Here is a 23,566-nt window from a genome sequence, read left to right as displayed (position 1 = left end):
ACGAGCCCTAGGAACCGTCACGGCACGCGCTCAAAGCCAGCCCACGTACCCTCAATCCAAGCCACAGCGCTGCGCGGAGGGGTGCCTCGAACCAGTGCGGGTACCGATCTGCCTGGAAACGGTAGGCGGAGTCATGGTGCGCTCGTAGCATCGCGCCGCGGTGCGCCTTCGTCGAATGGCCTTTGGCGTGCGTAATGACCGCCGACGGGCAAAAGATATTGCTCCACCCGGCCCGAGTGAAGCGATCACCCAAGTCCACGTCTTCCATATACATGAAGTAGCGCTCATCAAAGCCACCAATGGCGTCGAAAGCCTCCCAGCGCACCAAGAGACAGGAGCCAGAGAGCCATCCAGCTGTACGCTCGCTGCTCATGTCCGCATCATTGCGGTAGGCCTTCGACCACGGGTTGGACGGCCACACCGTTCCAAAGAGCGCGTGGCCAATTCCAGTGGTGAGCGTCGGCACCGCGCGCGCCGAGGGATAGTTCGTGCCATCCGGCTCCACGATGCGCGGGCCCACCGCCGCAGCCTGAGGATGGCGGCGTGCGCAGGCGATGAGCTCGTCTAAGGAGCCCTCACTAAACGTCACGTCTGGGTTAGCAATGAGGAAAAACTCTTCATCCACTCCCCTTGTACGCGCGAAACGCGCGCCCGCGTTCATGCCAGCGCCATAACCGCTGTTTCCTCCGGTATCGAAGAATTCTACTTCCGCATGATCCCGCGCAGCGGCTTCGGGCACGCCATCCGTGGAGCCGTTATCGGCAAGGATGGTGAGGGTTGGGTGGGACGTCGCCAAGCGCAGCGAGGATAAAAAGTCACTAAGGTAGCGGCCCGGGGAGAACGTCACCGTGACCACTGCCAGGGGTTTGCTTAAATCTTTCACGATGGCATCGAGCGTACCCAACGGCGACGCGCGCACGCGCACGCGACACTGCTTCACGTTTTCGGCGCCTGCTCCCTTAAACTATTGCCGTGACTTCCCCGAACTCCCCGCGCGCCGCCCGCCATATCCAGGCCGCGCCGTCGCAGTCCGCGCCCGCCACCCAGCACGGCTCCACGCCGGTGAAGGCCCTCGTGGCTTTCCTCTCTGCAGTGGTACTCGTGCTCTCCGGCGTGGGCTACTTCACCGTGGGCAAGTTGGGCAATGACATCTCTTCAGCGTCCAATTTGGCCCTGGGCAACGATGGTGGATTCAAGGACAAGGGCATTGACGGCGCCGTGGATATCCTTCTCGTGGGCAAGGACTCCCGCACCGACGCCAAGGGCAATCCCCTATCTGAGCAGGAGCTTGCGGACCTGCATGCCGGCGTGGATGAGGGCGAGGAGAATACGGACACCATCATGGTCATCCGCATTCCCAACGACGGCTCCCGTGCCACGGCCGTGTCCATCCCGCGTGATACGTATGTGCACGACAGCGAATTTGGCAACACCAAAATCAACGCTGTCTTTGCGCTGCACAAGTCCGCGAAGATGGAGGAGCTGCAGCAGGAGAATGCCGAGGCGGAGGCCTTGGGGAAGAAGCCGCCGCATACGGAAAAGGAGATGGAGAAGGCCAGTACTGAGGCTGGCCGCGCCGGCCTGATTTCCATGGTGCGCACCCTCACTGACGTCAGCGTTGATCACTACGCCGAGGTGGGCCTGCTGGGCTTCGTGCTGCTTACCGACGCCGTCGGGGGCGTCGACGTCTGCCTCAACGACGATGTGGACGACCCGATGTCCGGCGCGAAATTCCCGAAGGGCCGCCAAACCCTGCAGGGAGCTGAAGGCCTGTCCTTCGTGCGCCAGCGCTACGATCTGCCGCGTGGCGACCTCGACCGTATCGTGCGCCAGCAGGCCTACATGGCCTCCCTGACCTCAAAGGTCCTGGATTCTGACACTCTGACCTCGCCCGCCAAGCTCAATAAGATTGCCGATGCCGTCGAGCGTTCCGTCGTCATTGACAACGACTGGGACATCATGGGTTTTGTCACCCAGCTCGCCGGCTTGGCCGGTGGCAACGTAACCTTTACGACTATTCCGGTGACCTCCATTTCTGGCACCGGCGATTACGGCGAGTCTGTCGTTACCATCGACGCGGCCGAGGTGCATCGCTTTATGGATGACCTGGCTAAGTCCCAAGAAGCTGCGGAAGACGACAAAAAATCCGAGGAAGCTGCCACGGACGAGGCCGCCAATGACGGTGAGAAACCCGTTGCTGAGGGCCTCAACCTCCACGTGCTCAACGCTGGCACGATTGACGGCATGGCCGGTGGCATTGGCACATGGCTCAAGAACGTGGGCTATACCGTCGAGCGCACGGCCAATGCGCAGTCCGGTATCTACGCCGAATCCCAGGTCGTGGCTGCGGATGCCAACGACGAGCGCGCCCTCGCTCTGGCTGAGCAGCTCGGTGGATTGCCGGTCACCGCGAACGAGGAGCTTGAACCGGATACTTTCATCGTCGTCGCTACCGATGATTACGCGGGCCCAAAGGATGACTCCGCCATGGAGCAAGAAGCTGAAGCGGATTCGAACCAGGTGGCCGAGGACCAGCAGGTAGGCACCCCGGGCGATGACTTCGGTACAGCTGAGGTGGCGCCGGAAATTGACGCCGGTGGCGACGGCCCGCGCTGCGTGAACTAAAGACCCCGTGGCGGGCTTCGTGCCCGCCACCTACGATGGGCGGACATGGAACTCCTTCAGCATCTCCTGTCCGCCGATGCCTCCGCTCCACGCCTAAGCGTCTACAACGAGGCCGACGGCACGCGCATGGACTTCTCGGCGCAAACGCTGGAGAACTGGACCTCCAAGATTGCCAACATGTTGCTGGAGGAGCTCGATCTTGAGCCAGACTCGGACTCCCGCATTCTCATCGACCTTCCGGTGTCCTGGCAGGCAGCCGTCATCGCCCTCGGCGCACTCGCTGCCGGAGTCCCCTTCGACGTCACCGATGGGGCGGCTGCCATGCAGCCGCCCGCCGACGAGATTGCCGTGGTGTTCACCTCCCCCGAGGCCTTTAGCGAAGGCTCCGGAATCTCCGGCGCCGATACCGTACTCGTAACCCAGGATCCCTTCGGGCGCGGCGTCGTGGAAAGCGGTGGTGAGCTGCCCGTCGGCACCATTGACTTTGGCCCCACGGTCCGCTTCTATGGCGATCACTTCTACGGCACTACTACGCCACTACCGGAGCTTTTCCCCACCGACTTAGGCGCTGAGCGCGTGCTCTCCCCCGGCTGGAGCGATACCGCCTCTTTCCAGCGTTCGGTACTGGAACCGCTCGCTGCGGGCGGCTCCGCCGTCATTGTGGCGGGCCTGTGCTCGGCGGACCGTTTGGAAGAGATCGCGGACAACGAGAAGGTCACCGTCCGCGCCTAGGCAGCACCGTGAGATAGTGGAGCAATGTTCAGCTGGCTCTACGTCTTCATCGGTGTGCTCATCCTCGTGGGCACAATCTGCCAGGGCACCATCGGATTTGGGCTGGGCACCATCGCCACCCCTATCTTGGCGCTCATCAAACCGGCGCTAGTCCCCACGCTCATCCTCCTGCTGGCCTTCGTCATTTCAACCACGACGATGCTTAAAGCACGCTCCGCGGTGTCCTGGGACATCGTGGCTATCTCCTCCATCGCGCGCATCCCCGGCTCCCTGCTCGGCGCGTGGGCCATTGCCTCGCTTTCGCACCGCGGGCTCTCCCTCTTTATTGGCTGTGCCGTCATCTTCGCCATGACTTTGTCCAGCCTCGGCTGGTCCCCCAAGCGCACCACTACCAACATCGCGGTAGCAGGTGTGGCCTCGGGCTTCTTAGGAACTTCCACTTCCATCGGTGGCCCGCCCATGGCACTAGTGCTTAAAGGCTATGACCCCGCCCGCGTGCGCGGCACCCTGTCGGGCACCTTCATCATCGGCTGCACCATCTCGCTGGCAATCTTGGGCTTGAGCGGGCAAATCACCAGCCTGCAGCTCACCGCCGCCGCGGCCTACCTGCCGGTAGCCATCGTGGGCCTCATCGCCGCCGGCTACCTCAACCGCTTTATCAACGCCAAGGTGCTCAACCGCATTGTGGTGGTTGTAGCCATTAGTGCAGCCTTGGCGCTCATTGTTGAGGGGCTGGTTGCAGCCTAGCATCCGCGACCTGCTGTCGGGCTCAACTGCCAGGATCACGCTCCACACTGCCCGATCTGCCAAAAATACCGCCTCCGGTTCAAGATCTGGCAATAACTTCGTCAACTAGGGCAGTTAGGTGGCTGTGGGAAGTCGGGAGGTTCAGGCAAGTCTGGCGGAAGATACCCCAAGTGCTCGCTGTACTCCCAGGGCTTTGGTTTGGGCGGCAACACTCCCTCGTGCCAGAAGCCGATGAACTTGAAGTAGCGCTTCTCAAAGTCCGGATTCCTGGCATTGGCTATCTGGTCGATGACATAGTCCAGGTGGTGTGCCACGCAATGACCTGTGTAGCGCAGCGTTAGCCACCCAATCAGTACACCTTCGTTGTTTTTCCAGTGGTCCCGCAGCCATGCCTCTTGCTGGGAATGAAATTTCATCCCGTTGATTTCTACCGCAACTTTGAGCTCTGGGAGCACAATGTCCCAGGTGTAGTGGCCGATAACAACGTTGCACTCAACCTTGAGCCCACGCCTTTTCAATCCCTTGGCCACCTTGACCTCCGCACCAGAGTCCGTGAACAAAGCGGCCTGCTCCAGCATCCGTTGACTTGCAACAGGGGTGACCTTGAGTGCTTCGCGGTGATTATCCAGGCGCGCCCGCCCGGCCTTTGAGGAATAGATGGACTCAAAAACGCGAATTCCCAGCTCAGGACTAACTTTCTTCATTGCGACAAGAGGATTAAGGACCCGGATCCCAGACAAGGTAACAAAGCTTTCGACACTCACCCGCGAGTGCACATAGAAGGTTGATGTCGGCATCCTCTCCACACTGGCGAGCTTCAGTGGAAAAGTGACAGTCTCGCCAAGGAGTACCTGAGCAGCCGTTGTACCTGTCGCCTTAAGGAATGGCCGGTGCTCCTGTAACAGCTTCAATAGTTCTAATGCCTCGGGCCTGCCCCAGACGTAGAGCCCCTTGGCAAGACGCGTAATCTCTCCTCGGCGCACCCGAGTTGCAAGCGCACCTTTAGATAAGCCGCGCACAATGCCGTGTTTCATGTCATTCCCCCCGGAAAGCTCGACCCCAAGCTAACACGGCGCACCGCTGAGCGCAGAGCAACTGCCTTATCTGCCAAAGTTACCGCCTCTGCCTCAAGATCCAGCCAGATCTTTGGCAACAAGGGCAGTTATATCCACTGCCCACCAGGAGTGCACCGCCCAGCGCCAAGAAAACAGCTCTAGCGAAGAGAGCCCTCAATAAAACTGCGAAACCGCCGGGCAATCTGCGCAATCTCCTCCCCCGCATAGTGCCCCGGGGACCAGGCCGCCACCAGTGGCACACCGCCCAGAGTCTTTCCACCATCGACCACGTCGAAGCCCACCAGCCGCGCCGGCTGCAGCTCTGTCATCAGGGCCACGGCCTGGCCTGAGCGGGCTAAGGCACTCAAGGTTGCGGTGTCATCGCACTCGACGTGAAAGCCGAGGCTCAAGCCTGCCCTTCCAATAAAGGAATCAAGCACTCCACGAGAAACACTGCTGCGCGACGGCATAGCGAGGCGCTCGTGCAGCAAGCGGGCCACCTCCACGCTGGTCGAACCCGCGCACTCCAATGCCAGAGGATGGCTTGGCGGGACCCAAGCCCGAACGGGAACAGAACCCAGTGGCAGTGAGGTCACATCAGGCCCCGGCGGAATGGGAGCAATGACAAGGTCGGCGGTGCCCTCCAATGCGGCGAACACATCGTAGTGCGACATCGGAAACGTGGTAAGCAGAGGAATCGACGAGCCAGCGGCCTCTATAAACGGAGCGAGAAGCGTCGATATTGTCGTCGGCGTGGCCGCCACGCGCAGCGCCGGAATTTTGCCCGCACGCAGGGCCTCCACCGACCGCCCAGCACGCGCGGATTCAGCGAGGAGACGGCGGCAGGTCGGGATGAGGGCGTGTGCTGCATCGCTCAGCGCTAGTGAGGACCCAGCCCGCACGAAAAGCTCCAAGTCGAGTTCCTTCTCAAAGCGCCGCAGTTGCCGACTCAGCGCCGGCTGGGTTATTCCAAGGCGTGCCGCGGCTGCGGTCACCGTCCCAGCCTCAGCCACCGCGAGGAAATATTTGGCCTTCACCATGTCCATTCCCCTATTTTTAGCAGCACCCATGCCCTAAGCGCATAGCTTTAGAGCTTTAGCGACATTAGACAACATGGCATCATCCAAGAATAATGAGACCATCACCACAATACTGTCAAGGAGGTTCTCCATGTCACATGTCGGCGCCGCCATCGCCGCATCCCTTGCCGCGCACAATGTGCCCCGCGCATTCCTCGTTCCCGGCGAAAGCTTCTTGCCCGTCCTCGATGGGCTTTATGACAGCCCCGTTGAAGCCATCGTTACCCGCCAGGAAGGCGGCGCCTCCTACATGGCGGAGGCACACGGCAAGGCTACGGGCCAGCCTGGCGTTGCCATGGTGACCCGCGGCCCCGGCGCGGCCAACGCCTTCGTGGGCATCCACACCGCCTGGCAGGATGCCACCCCGCTCGTCCTCTTTGTCGGCCTCATCCCTACCTCCGACCGCGACCGCGAGTCCTTCCAGGAGTTCGACCCCAAAGCCTGGTTCGGCACCCAGGCCAAGCAGGTCTTCGTCCTCGACGATCCATCACGCGCCTCCCGGGTTGTGGCCGAGGCCTTCTTCCAGGCCCAGCAAGGCCGCCCCGGCCCCGTCATCGTGGGCTTGCCGGAGGATGTTCTCCACCAGGAGTTCACCGGCAGCATCCACCCACCCATCCCGGTGTCGGAGGGCGCGCTTTCCGACGAGCACCTGGACCTCCTCTCCCACGAGCTAAGCCGCGCAGAGCGTCCACTCATTTTTGCCGGCGGCCCTCGCTGGACCCCGGAGGCCGCGGAGAAGATTACTCGCTTTGCCGAAGAGCACCGCATACCCATCATCCAGGACTTCCGCGCCGCTGACCGCGTGCCTTTCGACTCCCCCGCCAATGCTGGCTGGTTAGGCTACGGACGTGATTCACGCGCGGCGCAGCTCCTCGACGATGCCTCGCTCGTCATCGAAGTCGGTGCCGTTCTTGGTGATGTCCCCACCGACGGCTACACCCTGCGCCAGTCCCCGCAGGCACGCAACATCGCCATCAACCCCGATACCAGCTTGCGCGGGCACTCAGTGGCCCTCGAAGAGCACATCGTGGCGAGCCCCGTTGCCTTTGCGAACGCCCTAGAACGCCTGAACGTAGAGGGCGCAGACAAGCGCGGTAAGTGGTTCGACACCGCCCACGCCAACCATCTTGAGTTCGCCACCCTCCCCGAGCCAGCAGACTACCGCCCCGGCAAGGACGGCACCGCCCACATGGAGGCCATCCTCGCAGCGCTCCACGAGCAGCTGCCCAAGGATTCCCTCTACACCTTCGGCGCCGGCAACCACTGCATCTGGGCGCAACAGTTCTTGCGCTCGACGATCTATCCTTCGCAGTTCAGCGTGCGCAATGGCTCCATGGGCTACTCCGTTCCAGCCGCGGTAGCCACCAAACTACAGTTCCCCGAGCGCACCGTGGTCACCATTGCTGGCGATGGCGAATACCTCATGAACGGCCAAGAGCTCGCCACCGCCCTTCAGTACGGTGCCCCCTTCCTCATCATCGTCATGTCCAACGGCGAATTCGGAACAATTCGCGATCACCAGAAGAAGCACTTCCCCGATCGTGTTTCCGGCACGCAGTTGGTCAACCCCGACTTCGCGGCCGTCGCCCGCGGCTTCGGTGCTCACGGCGAACTCGTCACCGATGATTCTCAAGCACCGGAGGCCGTCGCCCGTGCCCTTGCAGCCATCCAGGAAGAAGGTATCCCTGCACTCATCAACGTCATCACAGACCAAGACCACTCCCTACCCATCGAATAGAGGAGGCTCACCATGAGCACCACACACAATTCCCCGACCACATCTTCCGTGCCCGCCAGCGAACTGAAAGAAGGTGAGCACCTCGTCGGTGATGATGTCGTGGCCAAGCAGCGCCCCGCTGCCTCTACTGCCTCGTGGATCATTACCCTCTTCGGCACCGCCGTGGGTGCTGGTATCCTCTTCCTGCCGCTCAACGCCGGTGGCTTCGGCTTCTGGCCGCTGGTCTTCGCCACCGTCTTCATCCTGCCGCTGGTGTACTTCTCCCACCGCACCTACGCGCGCATCGTGGCCGGTGCCCCAAAGGAAGACCACGGCAAGGACATCCTCGAGCTGGTCACCCAGTACCTAGGTAAAGGCTCTGGAGTCATCTTCGCCTTGTTGTATTGGATTACGGTCTTTTCCACCGTGCTCATTTATGGTGTCTCCATCACCAACGCCGTCGACAGCTTCATTGTGAACCAGCTCGGCGGCCCGTCGCTGAATCGCTGGCTGCTCGCCACGATCTGCGTCGGCATCATGACCGGTGGATTTGCCATCGGCCGCAAGCCCATGATCTGGCTGGCCCAGGTACTGGTCTACCCTCTCATCATCGCGCTGGCGGTGACCTCCTTGTACCTCATCCCGCGCTGGGATCTCCAGAGCTTTATCCACTTCGACGACGGCGCCGATGGCTGGGGCCAGATGCTGAAAGGCATCTTCCTCATCCTGCCGGTGCTGGTCTTCTCCTTCTCCCACATGGCGGCGCTGTCGCAGTTCGCCATCGATATGCAGCCGCAGTACGGCGAGAAGACCGAAAAGCGCGTCTCCCGCACGGAGCTCTACACCGCCATCCTCCTCGTGGTGTTCACCATGTTCTTCGTGTGGTCCTGCGTCCTTGCCTTGGGCGCGGACGGCATGAATGAGGCGCTGGAGCAAAACATTCCGGTGCTCTCCTACTTCGCCAACGTCACCGGCACACCCTTCATGGCGTATATGGCGCCCATCGTCGTTATCTGCGCCATTGTGTCCTCCTACTTCGGCCACATGCTCGGCACCGAAGAGGGCACGGAGTACCTGCTTAAGACTGCCGCGCCCCAGCTGGCAGAAAAGGTTTCGCGCCGTAGCCTTCTCAACATCATTTACCTCATCGCTTTCGTGGGCACCACGCTTGTGGCAGTCTTCAACCCCTCCATCATTTCCATGATTTCCGTGGTCTCCGGTGTGTTCGTGGCGTTCATTGTCTACATCGTGCCGGTGTACATGTTCAAGAAACTGGACGTCTACACGAAATTCCGTAACGACCCCTGGAGCTACTTCGTCTTCGGTATGGGCGTGCTCATCATGGCCGTCACCATCTGGGACCTGCTTTAGAAAGGAATCCGCATGCTTCGCAGCGATCTCTCCAGCTTCCCCGAGTACAAGGTGGGCAAGGACTTCCCTGATGCCCTCAAGCTGTCCTCGAACGAGGTTGCCTTCCCTCCTTCAGAGAACATCATCGCCGCGGCTGCCGACGCCGCCCGCACCACCAACCGGTACCAACAGCCCGGAAGCCCTGAGCTCACCAATGCTCTGTGCAATTACCTTAACCTGCCTGCGGACAACATCTTTGTCTCCGCTGGTTCCACCCCGATTCTGCAGGCCACTATCTTGGCCTGCTGCCAAACCGGCGATGAGGTCATCGTGCCCTGGCGCAGCTTTGAGGCCTACCCCCTCTACGTGCGCATGGCCGGTGCTACCCCAGTGCTGACCCCACTGACGGAAGACTACCGCGTAGACCTTGACGCTGTGCTAGCCGCCCTCACCGACAAGACCAAGCTCATCATCCTGTGCAACCCCAATAACCCCACGGGCACGGTGCTTACCCGCGGCGAATTCCGCGCTTTCATGGACCGCGTGCCTGAAGATGTCGTCGTTCTCCTCGACGAAGCCTACTGGGAGTACAACGATGCCCCCGATACCCCGGACTCCGTCGAGGAATACACCCGCTACCCCAACTTGCTGGGCGTGCGTACGTTCTCCAAGGCCTGGGGCCTCGCCGGAATGCGCGTGGGTTATGCGGTAGCCGGCAGGGAGATCATCAACGCCCTGCGGTTACTCTCCCTTCCCCTGACGGTCACCGCCATGGCGGAGATGGCCGCGGTGGAGGTACTCAAGCACCACGACGAGCTTCTCGACGCCGTCGCCATCACCAAAGCCCAGCGCGACCGCGTCGCACACGAGCTGGGGGCTGAACAATCCTACGGCAACTTCGTGTGGCTCCCGCGCGGGGACGCCGCGGAAGTAGAGCAGAAGATCCTTGAGCAAGGAGTGGTCATTCGCCGCTACCTCGACGAAGGTGTTCGCGTATCGATCACCAACGAGGAAGAGACAACCCAGTTCTTGGAGGCATGGCAACGGGCCGGAATTAAGCCGTGGACGGCCTAACTAGTTCGCGCTCACCATCTTTTCCCAGCGCTCACCTACCTCATAGTGAGATAAAAGCCATAGAGTAAAAATTTATTGGCGCGCGTCACATGGCAGCGCTATAAAGGGGATCACCCCGTCAGACTAACGACCACAGGAGGACAACATCATGCCTGGAATTCGTGTAGAAAACCCCGCTACCGGCGAGGTACTGGAAACCTTCGACCACATCACCGAAAAGGAAGCACTCGCAGCCGTCGACACCGCTCACGAGGCCTTCCTCAGCTGGCGCGAGACTCCCATCGAGGAGCGCGCCAAGATTGTCACCCGCGTTGGCGAGCTCTTCGACGAGCGCAAGGACGAATTAGCTGACATCATCGCCACCGAAATGGGCAAGCCAATCTCTGAAGGCGTGGAGGAGGCCGAGTTCTGCGGCGCTATCTTCTCCTACTACGCCGACAACGGCCCGAAGTTCGCCGCCGATGAGGAAATCCCCGTAGAGATGGATGGCACTGCTTACATCCAGCGCCGCCCCTTCGGAGTTCTGTTGGGCATCATGCCGTGGAACTTCCCCTACTACCAGGTCGCTCGCTTTGCAGCTCCCAACCTGATGCTGGGTAACACCATCATCCTGAAGCATGCAGAAATCTGCCCTCGTTCCGCGCTGGCCATCCAGAAAATCATGGACGATGCCGGTGTGCCCAAGGGTGTGTACACCAACGTCTTCGTAACCCACGAACAGGTTGAAAAGATCATCGAGCACAAGGAGCTGCGCGGCGTATCTCTCACCGGTTCCGAGCGTGCCGGCGCCGCCGTCGGCGCTATCGCCGCCAAGAACCTCAAGAAGGCAGTCCTCGAGCTCGGCGGTTCTGACCCGTACATCATCCTCGATACCCCGGACGTCAAGCAGGCAGCCAAGGATGCGTGGGAGACCCGCCTCTACAACACCGGACAGGCCTGCAACTCCAACAAGCGCCTCATCGTCATGGAGGATATCTACGATGAGTTCGTTGCCGAGCTCGTCGAACTGGCCAAGGCCATGAAACCCGGCAAGCCGGAGGACGCATCCGAGACCGTCTATACGCCGCTATCCTCGCGCGGTGCCGCCGAGAAGCTCAAGGAGCAGCTCGATGACGCCGTTGCTGCCGGCGCTACCCTGCACGTCGGCGGCGAGCTAGTAGATGACAAGTCCTCGTACCTGAGCCCTGCCGTGCTTACCGACGTCCCCGTTGGCTCCGACGTCTACTACGAAGAGCTCTTCGGCCCCGTTGCCACCGTGTTCAAGGTCAGCAGCGACGAAGAAGCACTCACGCTGGCCAATGACACACAGTACGGTCTGGGCGGCTGCGTCTTCTCCAAGGACGTCGAGCGAGCAGAAAAGGTTGCTCAGCGCTTGGAGGTTGGCATGTCCAACGTCAACACCTACGCGGCTGAGGGCGCCGAGGTGCCGTTCGGTGGCGTCAAGAACTCCGGCTATGGCCGCGAGCTGGGCCCCTACGGCATGGATGAGTTCGTCAACAAGCGCACCTACTTTGTGGCCAACTAAGGAGATTCCATGACTTCACTAGGAAACTTTGTCCTCGAGGTACACACCGCGCTTTTCGACGGCCACGATACCTCCGTCCTAGACAAGCACTTCGCCGATAACTTCGTGGAGCACTCTCCCCTCATCGCTAACGATGCAGAAGGCCTTAAGAAGTTCGTCACGGATCTGGGCGAGGGATTAAAGTACACCAACGCCCGAGTGATTGCCGATGAAGCAAACAACCTCGTCGCACTGCACGGTCGTTTTGACGGTATCGAAGATGAGCCCTTCGTCGGCTTCGACATTTATCGCGTCGAAGGTGACAAAATTGTCGAGCACTGGGACAACCTCGTTCCTAAGGCAGAGCCGAATGAAAGCGGCCGCACGCAGCTCGATGGCACCACCGATGCGGGAGATGAGAGCCTTACCGAGGAGAACCGTAAGTTCGTCATCAAATTCTTCGAGCGCTCGCTCATCGGCAGTGACTACTCCGGCTTCATCGACAACACACGCGATGATCAGTTTGCCCAGCACTCCCCCGATATCGCCGACGGCGCCCAAAACTGCGTCGATTTCCTCACCAAGCTGAAGGAGGACGGCGAAGGACTGGAGTACGAGCGCATCCACCGCACGATTGCGCAGGGACAGTTCGTTCTGACGCATTCCGAAGGAAGCATCGCTGGTGCGCGCCACTCCTACTGCGAGCTGTGGCGCGTTGAAGACGGCAAGCTCGTCGAAATGTGGGATGCCATTTCTGAGGTCCCCTCCGATAATGAGGCGCTTCATAGCCACGGCATCTTCTAAGCCATAACCTAGGTTGCACGCCAAAGGCTGGGCCACTCCTTGATACGGGAGTGGCCCAGCCTTTCACGTTTTCCACATAAGCCCGACGCCCAGTAGCTCTAGAACCGAGTTGAGGCCGCAACTGCCCTATCTGCCAAAGTTATCGCCCCTGTTTCAGGCCCCACAATGGCTTTGAACTTGTTACTGAAGTTGGCTGGGTCGATGCTGTCGTCTTTTTTAATTCTTCCAGTTCTTTTTCTAACACCGCCTTTTCCGCTGATAGGCGTGCTGCCAGCTTCTTGAGTTCAGCCGCATCATCTGGAAGCGATTTCTCAAAGGTTTTACGAGTGACAATGCCGGCAGAGCGTTTGCGTTCAGTTGCGCTCATCAAGCCCCACTTTCCTTCTTCGCGGAATCGTTGGGCCCAAGCATAGACGCTCATTTTCGAGTTCAACGAAAGCTCAGATGCGATGGCGTCAGGAGACATACCGGCGGTGAAGAGCTCAACGGCTTTGAGCTTTGTCGCAAGCGGGTAGCGCTTTAAGGTCGTACGCCGAATGGGGGCAGCTGGGGGTTCATCACGCTCTCTGATCCATCGATGGAGTGTCCAACGGCCTGGGTAGCCCAACTCACGAACGGTTTTGGTAGCAGATTGTGTTCTGTCGAATACCTCTAATGCCTTGAGCCGCTGGGTATCCGTGTATCGCACATTAGTCATACGGGAAATCCTCCAAGATTTCGTCCGCATCCCCTTTTGACCCTTAACCCGCCGCAGGCAACAGCGAAGGCCGCGGGATCACCAAACGCCCGCCTTCTACTTGGAAAGAAATAGAAGACGGGCGTTTCGCTTGGTGGTGAAGCTAGTGGCAACCGGGATTAACCGGCTGCCTTAAGCAGTAGCTTCGGCTGCTCGTAGGGAAATTTCTCAGCGAGAGATTACTTGCTGGAACCACCGTTGGAGGAACCATCGGAAGCATCGTCAGAAGAACCGTTGGAGGAAGAGGAGTTCTTCGGGGAGCAAGCATCTGCCAGCAGGCCGATAGCCAGTGCACCAGCGGCAACCAGAGCGACACCGCCAGCAACCTTGCCAGCTGACTCGCCGTACTTACCGAACTGAGCGTTGATGCCAGCAACCTGCTTAGCAAAAGCCGGGTTGTAGACACCCAGCTGCTTCTGCAGTTCGATGTTGGCCTTGTCAATCTGGCCGGAAATCTGCTCGATGAACGGGGACAGACCCGGAACATTGAGCTGGGAAGCCATGCCAACCGGAATCAGGAACAGCAGCGGCAGGCCTACAGCCAGGCCAGCTGGGATACAACGACCCAGGTCAACGCTGGAAGAACCGTTGGAGGAACCGTCGGAGGAACCATCAGAAGACCCATCCGAGCTGCCTGGGTTCTTGCCGGGGTCAGTACCCGGATCAGTACCTGGGTCGGTGTTCGGCTCGGTGACGGTCACGGTGATGCTGTCGATTTCCTTGCCGGAGTCATCGCGGACGATGACGGTTACGGTATCGCCTGGCTTGGCGTCTGGCTTGATGGTGACGATGACATCGCCGTTCTCTTCCAAGGTCGCGGAACCTGGGCCGGTGGTCTTATCGACGTTGGCACCTGCCGGTACCTTGCCGCCGACATTTGGAACCTTCACGGCGCCACCAGCCGGGGCCTTCGCATCGTTCCAAGACGGTGCATCCGGGGTTGGGTCGGTCGGATCGGTCGGATCCGTTGGGTCGGTCGGATCGGTCGGATCCGTTGGGTCGGTCGGATCGGTCGGATCCGTTGGGTCGGTCGGGTCCGTCGGATCCGTTGGGTCCGTCGGGTCGGTTGGGTCGGTTGGGTCCGTCGGATCCGTTGGGTCCGTCGGGTCGGTTGGATCCGTCGGGTCGGTCGGATCGGTCGGATCCGTTGGGTCGGAGTTCGACTCGGTGACGGTCACGGTGATGTGGCCGATTTCCTTTCCGGAGTCGTCGCGGACGATGACAGTTACGGTATCGCCTGGCTTTGCGTCTGGCTTGATGGTGACGATGACATCGCCGTTCTCATCCAAGGTCGCTTTACCTGGGCCGGTGGTCTTATCGACGTTGGCACCTGCCGGTACCTTGCCGCCGACGTTCGGAACCTTCACGGCGCCACCAGCCGGGGCCTTCGCATCGTTCCAAGACGGTGCATCCGGGGTTTCCGGAGTATCGCCGGAGGTATCCAGGGTGAACGTTGCCGCAATGGTGTCAGCCACTGCCCCATCCGGGTAGGTGATGACTACCGGAACAACGAGTTCGAGATCATCCGGAGTTGCCGTCCCTGCCTTCGGCGCGGTGACGGTCACCTTGCCGGTATCTTCGTCGATGCTGACGCTCCAACCGCCCTTACCGTTCCACTCCGCTGGGATGCGGTACTTGGTTCCGGCCGGTGCATTTCCAGCAGTGAAATCGACCTCAGCTGTACCGGTTTGGCCGGAAGCAACAGCTACCGGCGCCGGATATGTCGGGGCGTAATCCGGGACGTCGTCAGGCGCAGGCTCAACAACCGTGACCTCGACGTCTACCTCATCAGTAGAGCCGTCTGGGTAGGTCACGGTCACCGGAATGGTGATGGTCTCACCCGGGGTTGCATCCTCCGGGACCTTGACGGTCAGTTCACCCGTAGATGGGTCAACGCTCGCCTTCGGGTCCGTGGTGGAGAACTTAGTGCCCGCAGGAAGTACTGTATCGCCAGTTTGTGGGACCTTGACCTCACTGCCCGGTGCGCCGTCAACTGCTGGGTAGGCCGGGTTATTGGCCTCGGCCAGCGGGGTGGCCGGGTCGGTGACCTTGATGTGGAATTCGAGGATCGAAGGAACGCCATCCACCGTTGCAGTAACGGTCACGGTGTAGTCGCCAGCCTTGGTTGGCTTGCCAGAGATTTGGCCGGTGGCCTCATCATAGGTCACGCCATCCGGCAGGCCGGTGACGGTGACGTCTGCATCCTTGTTATCGACCACAACGTTGATTGGCGGCATCGTCGTATTGGTTGCAACATCCACGTCAGCGATAGGTGCAATCACCGGTGCCGGGGTCGGGTCGGTTGGATCCGTCGGGTCGGTCGGATCGGTCGGATCCGTTGGGTCGGTGTTCGACTCGGTGACGGTCACGGTGATGTGGCCGATTTCCTTTCCGGAGTCGTCGCGGACGATGACAGTTACGGTATCGCCTGGCTTTGCGTCTGGCTTGATGGTGACGATGACATCGCCGTTCTCATCCAAGGTCGCTTTACCTGGGCCGGTGGTCTTATCGACGTTGGCACCTGCCGGTACCTTGCCGCCGACGTTCGGAACCTTCACGGCGCCACCAGCCGGGGCCTTCGCATCGTTCCAAGACGGTGCATCCGGGGTTTCCGGAGTATCGCCGGAGGTATCCAGGGTGAACGTTGCCGCAATGGTGTCAGCCACTGCCCCATCCGGGTAGGTGATGACTACCGGAACAACGAGTTCGAGATCATCCGGAGTTGCCGTCCCTGCCTTCGGCGCGGTGACGGTCACCTTGCCGGTATCTTCGTCGATGCTGACGCTCCAACCGCCCTTACCGTTCCACTCCGCTGGGATGCGGTACTTGGTTCCGGCCGGTGCATTTCCAGCAGTGAAATCGACCTCAGCTGTACCGGTTTGGCCGGAAGCAACAGCTACCGGCGCCGGATATGTCGGGGCGTAATCCGGGACGTCGTCAGGCGCAGGCTCAACAACCGTGACCTCGACGTCTACCTCATCAGTAGAGCCGTCTGGGTAGGTCACGGTCACCGGAATGGTGATGGTCTCACCCGGGGTTGCATCCTCCGGGACCTTGACGGTCAGTTCACCCGTAGATGGGTCAACGCTCGCCTTCGGGTCCGTGGTGGAGAACTTAGTGCCCGCAGGAAGTACTGTATCGCCAGTTTGTGGGACCTTGACCTCACTGCCCGGTGCGCCGTCAACTGCTGGGTAGGCCGGGTTATTGGCCTCGGCCAGCGGGGTGGCCGGGTCGGTGACCTTGATGTGGAATTCGAGGATCGAAGGAACGCCATCCACCGTTGCAGTAACGGTCACGGTGTAGTCGCCAGCCTTGGTTGGCTTGCCAGAGATTTGGCCGGTGGCCTCATCATAGGTCACGCCATCCGGCAGGCCGGTGACGGTGACGTCTGCATCCTTGTTATCGACCACAACGTTGATTGGCGGCATCGTCGTATTGGTTGCAACATCCACGTCAGCGATAGGTGCAATCACCGGTGCCGGGGTCGGATCGGTCGGATCCGTCGGGTCGGTTGGATCCGTCGGGTCGGTCGGATCCGTCGGGTCGGTCGGGTCGGTCGGGTCGGTCGGATCCGTCGGATCGGCTGCGACGACGTCGATGATGAACGTCGTGGTGGACTTGTTTCCAGCGGCGTCGGTTGCCGTGATAGTAACCTCGCTGTGGCCGAGGGCGCTCGGCTTGCCGCTGATGGTGCCAGTAGCTGGGTCAAATTCGACGCCAGTAGGCAGGCCGGTTGCGCTCAGCGTTGCTGCTGGGTCATCGCTGTGAACGGTGACTTCAGTGACGTCTTCGCCCAGCTTCACGGTCTGATCCGAAATCGGGTCAAGCTTCGGCGCGCTGGTATCGGCCGGCTCACGGACCACGATGGTGAAGGTTTCGTCGGTGGCATTGCCGCTGGCGTCGGTGACCGTCACGGTGACCTCGTAGGTGCCCGGCTTGGTCGGGGTGCCGGTGATGGTGGCAACGCCGTCAACGGTCTCAAGCTTCACGCCATCCGGCAGACCGGAGGCCGTTACCTTATCCGTGTCCGAATCAGAAGAGACCCGAATCGTTTCAATCGGCGTATTGGCATCGACAGCCTGATCTGCAATCGGATCCACCTGCGGACCGGTTGCATCCTTTACGGTGATGGTCAGCTTCTTTTCGGTAGTATTGCCTGCCGCATCGGTGGCGGTCACCGTCACTTCATAGGTGCCCGGAGTAGTTGGCACACCGGAAATCTCGCCGGTGGACGCGAAGAACCGAACGCCATAAGGCAAGCCAGTCACGGTCAGGGTAGCCTGCGGGTCATCCGAGGTGATGTGAATCGGGTCAAGCTCGGTGTCTTCCGTGACGGTCCGATCGGCGACGCCGTCTAAGGAAGGCCCCTCAGAATCGACCACGGTGATCGTGAACTTCTCGACGGAAGACTTACCGTCGGCGTCAGTGGCCGTTACGGTGACCACGATGGGGAAGTCACCCGCGCGGGTTGGAGTACCCGAAATCGTATTGGTATCGGTGTCGTAAGTAACGCCGTCCGGCAGCCCGGTCACGGTGATCGTCGTAGAAATCGACGGACCCGTCACGGTTGGCTTAATCTCCGTAATCGCTTCCCCTAGCGGCACCTCCTGATCCGAAATTGGTTCCAGAACCGGCGCTCCAGGGTCGTCGACGGTGATGGTGAAGGTCTCCTTGGCCGTGTTGCCCGCGGCATCGGTGACAACCACGGTCACGGGGTGCTCACCAGCGGTGGTTGGCGTGCCAGAGATGGTCCGGGTTTCTGGGTCGAAGCTGAGACCATCAGGCAGGCCGATGACCGTCACGGTGTCGCTCGGATCATCGCTGACTACCGTGACAGGAGCGATGGCATCGCCCTTCTTTACCTCTTGATCGTCGATGGGGTCGACCTTCGGAGCAGTGGAATCGCTGACCGTGATGGTGAAGTCAACGTAGGAGGTGTTTCCGGCTGCATCGGTTGCCAGGACGCGCACTGGGTAGGTGCCCGCGGTGGTTGGCGTGCCAGAAATCGTGTTGGTAGCGGCGTCATACTGAACGCCTTCTGGCAGGCCAACTACGGAAATCTCGGCATCGGGGTCATCCGCCTTGACAACGATATCTTTAATGGCGCTGCCGGCAGCAACGGTTTGGTCACTGATCTTGTCCAGCGCTGGGCCCTGGGCATCGGTGACGGTGATGGTCGAGGTATCGATAGCCTTGTTGCCCGCTTCGTCGACCGCGGTCACGGTCACGGTGTAGGTGCCCGGCTTGGTCGGGGTACCGGTGATTAGTCCCGTCTCTGGGTCAAAAGTCATGCCATCAGGTAGACCTTCGACCGTTACCTTCGCAGAAGGATCATCTACGCGCACTGGAATCGGGTCGGCCTCAGATCCCGCAGCGACCGTGCTATCGGGCAGCGGCTGGATGACTGGTGCACCGGCGTCATTGACGTTGATGTTGAAGACTTCTTCGGTGGTATTGCCAGCGTCGTCCTTAGCGGTGATCGTCACTGGGTAGCTTCCCGGCTTAGTCGGGGTGCCCTCGATCTGCTTGGTCTTCGGGTTGTAGCTCAAGCCCTCAGGCAAGCCAGTGAATGTCAAGGAGGTCACCGCAACGTTGTCCTCAGCGGTGATCTCGATTGGCGTGATCGGGGAATCCGCGGGAACGGTAGGATCCGAAATCGGCGCGATCTGCGGCGCGGTCTTATCGGAGACGGTGATGACAAAATCAACGGGCTCCGAGGTATTGCCGGCGGCATCGGTAGCCGTGATCTTGATGGTGTAGGTTCCCGGCTTCTCTGGGCGGCCGGTAAAGGTGTTGGTCGCGGGGTCGAAGCTAACCCCCTTCGGCAGGGTCTCCGGATCAACCTGGACGGTGGCATCCGGATCATTTACCGAGACCACGACCGGCTTAATCGTCTCGTTCAGAGCGATATCCTGGGCCTCAATCGGATCGATGACCGGGGCGGTCGTGTCTTCGACGGTGATGGTAAACGGTTCGTAGGAAACGTTGCCCGCTGCATCAGTTGCCGCAATAACGACATCATAGGTACCCGGCTTAGTCGGGGTGCCCTCGATCTGCTTGGTATCCGGGTTATAAGTCAAGCCATCAGGCAGGCCCGTGACTTCAATCTTCGCCTTCGGATCATCGGTTTTGACCGGAATCGGAGTGATTTCATCACCCTCCGGGACGCTGACGTTCTCCACCGGAGTGATGGCAGGCGCCGTTGCATCGTTAACCGCAATGACGAAGGTCTGAGTCGTTGTATTGCCCGCAGCATCGGAAACCGTGACGGTTACTACGGAAGAGCCGATTTCCTTCGGGGTGCCGGAGATTTTCTTGGTCGCGGGATCGTAGGTCACGCCCTCGGGCAGGCCGGTGACGGTCCAGGCGAGATCCTGCGGTGCGGTGGCGTTGTCGGCCGGGTTTAGGCTCATCAGATCGATGTCGTCGATGGGCTTCCCCTGTTCAATCGTCTGATCCTTCGGATCCTCGAAGGTAGGCGCGGTGGCATCGCCCACGAGCAGGACGACGTCCTGGCTGGTGGAGTTGCCAGCAGGGTCGGTCGCGGTGACCGTAACGATGTAGCGCCCCGGAGTGGTTGGGGTGCCCGTGACGAGCCCCGTTCCGCTATCAAAGGTCACACCCTCGGGAAGGCCGGTAACGGTGATCTTGGCAGTCGGGTCCGGGCTGGTGACAGGCTCCAGGTTGAGCGGCTGATCTTCAGGAACCGAGACGTCGCGAAGCGGGCGCAGAGCCGGGGCAACGGTATCGGTGACCGTGATGTTGAAGGTTTTCTCCGTGACGTTGCCATATGGGTCGGTGACCTTGACGGTGACCGGGAAGACCTTGCCATCTGGGCTCGTGACTTCAGTCCTTGGTGTACCAGAGATGACGCCGGTGTTCGGGTCGATGGAAACACCTTCTGGCAGGCCGGATGCAGCAAAGGTGGAGTTCGGCTCATTGCTGGTCACGGTGATTGGGTCCAGCGCAGTGCCATTTTCTACGGTGGCATCGGCAATGTTATCTACCTGCGGCGCGGTGGTGTCGGCTACCTTGAGAAGGAATTCCTGGGTCGAGGTATTGCCGGCGGCATCGGTCGCAGTCACCGTAATTGGGTACTCTCCCGGTGCCTGCGGGATTCCTTCGATCTTATGGGTCTCCGGGTTATAGGTCACTTCTGGTGGCAGGCCCGCGACTACAACGTTGCTGACGGACTTGTCGAAGTTATCGGTGACGTCTACTGGAATTGCGGTGATCGGTTGACCGGCCTCTGCGGTGGCGTCGTTGATCTTGGCAATGGTCGGTTCCGTGGTGTCGGTAACAGTAACGACCAGGTTGGATACAGAGTTATTGCCCTGGGGATCGGTGGCCGATACGGCGACCGTGTAAATGCCCGGTTCGGTTGGGGTACCTTCGAGGGCACCGTTTTGCTCGTTCCAGGTCATGCCCGGCGGGATATCACCTTCCACGGTGACGGAGGCTTTAGGATCGTCCACCTTGATCGGAATCGAAGCAGGCTTATCCTCTGGGACGGTGGCATCCGGGCTGGTGAGAACCGGCGCGGAAGTATCCACGACGTTGATACTGAATGCAGTTTCGGTGACATTTCCGGCGGCATCGGTGACGCGGACGTTAACTGTCGACGCCCCGGTGGCCGACGGAGTACCACTAATGGTTCCGGTCGCAGGATCATAGGTGACGCCATCTGGCAGGCCACTGACCTCAACGCTGGTCACACCGATGTTATCCTTCGTCGTAACCTTAATCGGCGCGATGGCTTTGCCCAGCTCCAGGGACTGCGAATCGATCTGCTCAATCTGCGGCGGGTTGCCGTCAGTGACCGTGACCTTGGCATTGACGAGGTCGGTCGAGCCATCGGCGTAGGTGACAATGACCGGGACGGTGTAATCTTCCAGCGCAACATCGGTGCCCGGTGTGGCGGTGATGGTGCCTTGGTCATCAATCTTTACCCACGTTGGGGCGCCATCCGCCAGCTTGAAGGTGGTACCGGCTGGTGCTGGCAGGGTTTCAGCGGTTGTTGCGGTAGTCGAGTCGTCGAAAAGCGGCGCCGCAACGGAACCAATGCTGCTTTGAGCCACGGTTGTAGAACCATAGGTGGGCTCGTAGCGTCCGGACGTCGGCAGCGGCTTTACGGTGAAGGAATCCTGCGTTATCGCCAGGCCATCGCGCACGCCAGAGGGCGAGACCGCAAACAAGCGTGCGGTGTAGGTGGTGGTCTTCTTCAAGTTAGGGTCGGTGACAAAACCGCAGGAAGGAAGCCTGCCACTCGCATCCGGCGCTACCGGCGGGCAGGTGTACTGGGGCAGTTCATTGCCAGCCTCGTCGAACCACGCGATCTGATAACGCGTGTTACCGATTTTGTCGTACTGCAGGCCCGTCGTGGTGGTCTCGATGGCTTGACCCGCAGTAGCGAAGTTGGAGAAAGAGTCATACGGGGTGACGTCAAACTTCAGGTTACCCGGGTACAGCGCAAAGTTGAGGTTGCTGGCGTAATCCAGCGTACCGCCCCAGTTAGCTGGCCATCCGGCCAAGGTGCCGGCGGAGGTTAAGTTGCTGGTGGTGTTGCCAGTGTAACCGTTGTAGTTAAACGGCGTGTTCACGGAAATGCCTGGCATGTCCTGCAAGGAGAAGAACATCCACTCGTCATTGACGTGCTTCGACTTCATGTTGCCGTTGGCCCAATTACCTGCCTCGGCGGAATCAGCCAAGTCGTGCCAGGTATAGCCCTTGGACAAAATACCGCGATCGTCCCAGCTATTTCCCCAGATACCGCGGAACTGCAGCGTGTACTTACCGTTGGCATCGGTCTTGGCTTGGACGGTCTCTGCGATCCACTTCTGCTGGCCCTCTGCGGCCATCCGCGTCTTGATCCACTGCTGCAGCGCGAGTTCTTGCTGGGTACTCCAGCCGGCATCGCGCACGCGGCCCTTGTAACCGATGGCGGCCATGGTTGCGGGATCGTAGATGCGCGAAAGCGCGTAATCAGAAAGGTAGGAGCCATACACAGTGACGTCTGGAGCCACGGAGTCGATACCGTTGACGGACTGGTAGTTCTGCCACAAGAGGGCGCCGGCGGCGGCGTTGGTTTGGTTCCAGAAGACGGTACCGGAGTATTGGCCATAGGAGCCAGTCTGAGGGTTGTCCGCGACATTCGCCAGGTCGTGCATCACGTTGTTGTTAGCGATGGGCGAGTAAGCGATCTTGATATCGTTATAGGTATCAGACCCCACGGACTGGCTAGCGCCGGCCTCGGTGTTGGCGACGTTGCTTTCCGGCATGATCTGCTCTTGGCCATAGGAGTAGAGCAGATTGTACTGTGAGGTATCCGGATTGATGGACCAGATGCGGAGCTTTTCTCCCTCCGGCAAGTTGGGGTCTGCGTCGAAGTTGCGCCGGACACCCTTGGCGTCAGTAAAGGAAGTCATGCCGATGTGGAACTGACCATCGGCGCCGGTGGTGGTGGTGTAAATCGGCGAAGCGGTGCCATCTTTTTCAAACCACTGGGCAAAAACTTTCACGCCAGACATGGGCGCAACGTTTGGATCGCTCAGGTTCGATTGCATGGTGCCGCCGGTCTGCAGGCCCACGAAGCCGTTCACGGAGCGGTTGCTTCCCGCGGGAACCGTGGTGTTTATGGCGGTTTCTTCGGAGGAACCTGGCGCTGCGGTCGCCGCCTGGGCTACAGGCTCTTTATCGAGGAGGTTGGGTACAACAACGACCCCGCCCATAACTAGCGCAGCAGCCATGCCAGAGGCAGTGAGCATGCGCCAGCGGCCGCTTAAATTAAGCCCGCTGAGTGCAGTTACAGAACGAGGTGGCCGAAAAGTTATCTTTGACATGACCAATGCTTTCTCTAATTCAGGTGTTGTCGCGACTGTAGAACAGACAGAGCGACAACAAGGCACGTGAGGAGGCTGGCTATTTGCATAGAGATCGAATTACTCGGGATGTTATGTAGGCGTACTGAACTCCTTAGCAAAAACTTTAGGAATCTCTGAAAAATCCTTGCCCAATGACAGTAACAGTTCCTAGCCGAGCAGCCACTGGTAAATATATGACCCTAATCACACTAAATTGATTAGGCGTTCAGAGCTCTCGTCCCGCAAGGTTCGTTTTATTTCCCTATGACCTGCACTGATAGCC

The 23,566-nt window shown here is 60.0% G+C and carries 13 protein-coding genes; 8 read left to right on the top strand and 5 right to left on the bottom strand.

The features are described from left to right. Positions 1–7: 7 nt before the first annotated feature. Positions 8–919 carry a glycosyltransferase family 2 protein gene (locus tag I6J26_RS09250; RefSeq protein WP_395858312.1) on the bottom strand — a complete coding sequence of 304 codons (912 nt, stop codon included), beginning with the start codon at positions 917–919 and terminating at the stop codon, positions 8–10. Between the two features lie 53 nt (positions 920–972). Here I6J26_RS09250 and I6J26_RS09245 point away from each other — a divergent pair, with 53 nt between their 5' ends. Genes I6J26_RS09245 through I6J26_RS09235 form a run of 3 tightly spaced genes read left to right on the top strand, consistent with a single transcriptional unit; the run spans position 973 to position 4,104 of the window. After that, entirely contained in the window at positions 973–2,625 is a 1,653-nt protein-coding gene (locus I6J26_RS09245; protein WP_181815343.1) for an LCP family protein, read from the top strand. 45 nt (positions 2,626–2,670) lie between these two features. Continuing rightward, positions 2,671–3,357, top strand: a complete 687-nt coding sequence (locus I6J26_RS09240) for a TIGR03089 family protein (RefSeq protein ID WP_115021351.1) — start codon at positions 2,671–2,673, stop codon at positions 3,355–3,357. A 24-nt stretch (positions 3,358–3,381) separates the two neighbouring features. After that, positions 3,382–4,104 (top strand): sulfite exporter TauE/SafE family protein, encoded by a 723-nt coding sequence (locus tag I6J26_RS09235; protein ID WP_115021350.1) that lies wholly within the window; start codon positions 3,382–3,384, stop codon positions 4,102–4,104. Between the two features lie 101 nt (positions 4,105–4,205). Here I6J26_RS09235 and I6J26_RS09230 read toward each other — a convergent pair whose 3' ends face one another. After that, positions 4,206–5,138: a type IV toxin-antitoxin system AbiEi family antitoxin domain-containing protein gene (locus I6J26_RS09230; protein ID WP_115021349.1), complete on the bottom strand. Its 933-nt coding sequence runs from the start codon at positions 5,136–5,138 to the stop codon at positions 4,206–4,208. A 179-nt stretch (positions 5,139–5,317) separates the two neighbouring features. Further along, positions 5,318–6,199 carry a LysR family transcriptional regulator gene (locus tag I6J26_RS09225; RefSeq protein ID WP_239121755.1) on the bottom strand — a complete coding sequence of 294 codons (882 nt, stop codon included), beginning with the start codon at positions 6,197–6,199 and terminating at the stop codon, positions 5,318–5,320. 130 nt (positions 6,200–6,329) lie between these two features. Between I6J26_RS09225 and I6J26_RS09220 the strand changes: the two genes are divergently transcribed. The 5 genes from I6J26_RS09220 to I6J26_RS09200 all read left to right on the top strand — a co-directional run bounded on the left by I6J26_RS09220 (position 6,330) and on the right by I6J26_RS09200 (position 12,687). After that, complete coding sequence (locus I6J26_RS09220) at positions 6,330–7,976, top strand: thiamine pyrophosphate-dependent enzyme (protein ID WP_115021347.1); 1,647 nt, start codon at positions 6,330–6,332, stop codon at positions 7,974–7,976. A gap of 12 nt (positions 7,977–7,988) precedes the next feature. Continuing rightward, entirely contained in the window at positions 7,989–9,326 is a 1,338-nt protein-coding gene (locus I6J26_RS09215; RefSeq protein WP_115021346.1) for an aromatic amino acid transport family protein, read from the top strand. Positions 9,327–9,338: 12 nt separating this feature from the next. Next, the gene (locus I6J26_RS09210) at positions 9,339–10,379 is read left to right on the top strand and encodes a histidinol-phosphate transaminase (RefSeq protein ID WP_115021345.1); all 1,041 of its coding nucleotides are present in this window, start codon (positions 9,339–9,341) and stop codon (positions 10,377–10,379) included. Between the two features lie 148 nt (positions 10,380–10,527). Continuing rightward, the gene (locus tag I6J26_RS09205; RefSeq protein WP_115021344.1) at positions 10,528–11,904 is read left to right on the top strand and encodes an NAD-dependent succinate-semialdehyde dehydrogenase; all 1,377 of its coding nucleotides are present in this window, start codon (positions 10,528–10,530) and stop codon (positions 11,902–11,904) included. Between the two features lie 9 nt (positions 11,905–11,913). Next, a complete protein-coding gene (locus I6J26_RS09200) occupies positions 11,914–12,687 on the top strand; it encodes a nuclear transport factor 2 family protein (RefSeq protein WP_115021343.1) in 774 nt (257 codons plus the stop codon). 139 nt (positions 12,688–12,826) lie between these two features. Here the strand turns inward: I6J26_RS09200 and I6J26_RS09195 are convergent, their stop codons facing one another. Beyond that, positions 12,827–13,384 carry a terminase gpP N-terminus-related DNA-binding protein gene (locus tag I6J26_RS09195; protein WP_231913705.1) on the bottom strand — a complete coding sequence of 186 codons (558 nt, stop codon included), beginning with the start codon at positions 13,382–13,384 and terminating at the stop codon, positions 12,827–12,829. 218 nt (positions 13,385–13,602) lie between these two features. Then, the gene (locus tag I6J26_RS09190; RefSeq protein WP_181815342.1) at positions 13,603–23,187 is read right to left on the bottom strand and encodes a putative Ig domain-containing protein; all 9,585 of its coding nucleotides are present in this window, start codon (positions 23,185–23,187) and stop codon (positions 13,603–13,605) included. Positions 23,188–23,566 lie beyond the last annotated feature (379 nt).

This window comes from Corynebacterium minutissimum (genome assembly GCF_016889765.1).
GTDB lineage: Bacteria > Actinomycetota > Actinomycetes > Mycobacteriales > Mycobacteriaceae > Corynebacterium > Corynebacterium minutissimum_B.
Note: the sequence above shows the minus strand (reverse complement) of the source record. Positions and strands in the feature narration are given on the sequence as shown.

Bases quoted from the DNA above. Each gene is read 5' to 3' on its own strand.
- I6J26_RS09205 (WP_115021344.1), top strand. From the start codon at position 10,528: ATGCCTGGAATTCGTGTAGAAAACCCCGCTACCGGCGAGGTACTGGAA.
- I6J26_RS09215 (WP_115021346.1), top strand. From the start codon at position 7,989: ATGAGCACCACACACAATTCCCCGACCACATCTTCCGTGCCCGCCAGC.
- I6J26_RS09210 (WP_115021345.1), top strand. From the start codon at position 9,339: ATGCTTCGCAGCGATCTCTCCAGCTTCCCCGAGTACAAGGTGGGCAAG.
- I6J26_RS09200 (WP_115021343.1), top strand. From the start codon at position 11,914: ATGACTTCACTAGGAAACTTTGTCCTCGAGGTACACACCGCGCTTTTC.
- I6J26_RS09195 (WP_231913705.1), bottom strand. From the start codon at position 13,384: ATGACTAATGTGCGATACACGGATACCCAGCGGCTCAAGGCATTAGAG.
- I6J26_RS09230 (WP_115021349.1), bottom strand. From the start codon at position 5,138: ATGAAACACGGCATTGTGCGCGGCTTATCTAAAGGTGCGCTTGCAACT.
- I6J26_RS09225 (WP_239121755.1), bottom strand. From the start codon at position 6,199: ATGGTGAAGGCCAAATATTTCCTCGCGGTGGCTGAGGCTGGGACGGTG.
- I6J26_RS09240 (WP_115021351.1), top strand. From the start codon at position 2,671: ATGGAACTCCTTCAGCATCTCCTGTCCGCCGATGCCTCCGCTCCACGC.
- I6J26_RS09220 (WP_115021347.1), top strand. From the start codon at position 6,330: ATGTCACATGTCGGCGCCGCCATCGCCGCATCCCTTGCCGCGCACAAT.
- I6J26_RS09190 (WP_181815342.1), bottom strand. From the start codon at position 23,187: ATGCTCACTGCCTCTGGCATGGCTGCTGCGCTAGTTATGGGCGGGGTC.
- I6J26_RS09235 (WP_115021350.1), top strand. From the start codon at position 3,382: ATGTTCAGCTGGCTCTACGTCTTCATCGGTGTGCTCATCCTCGTGGGC.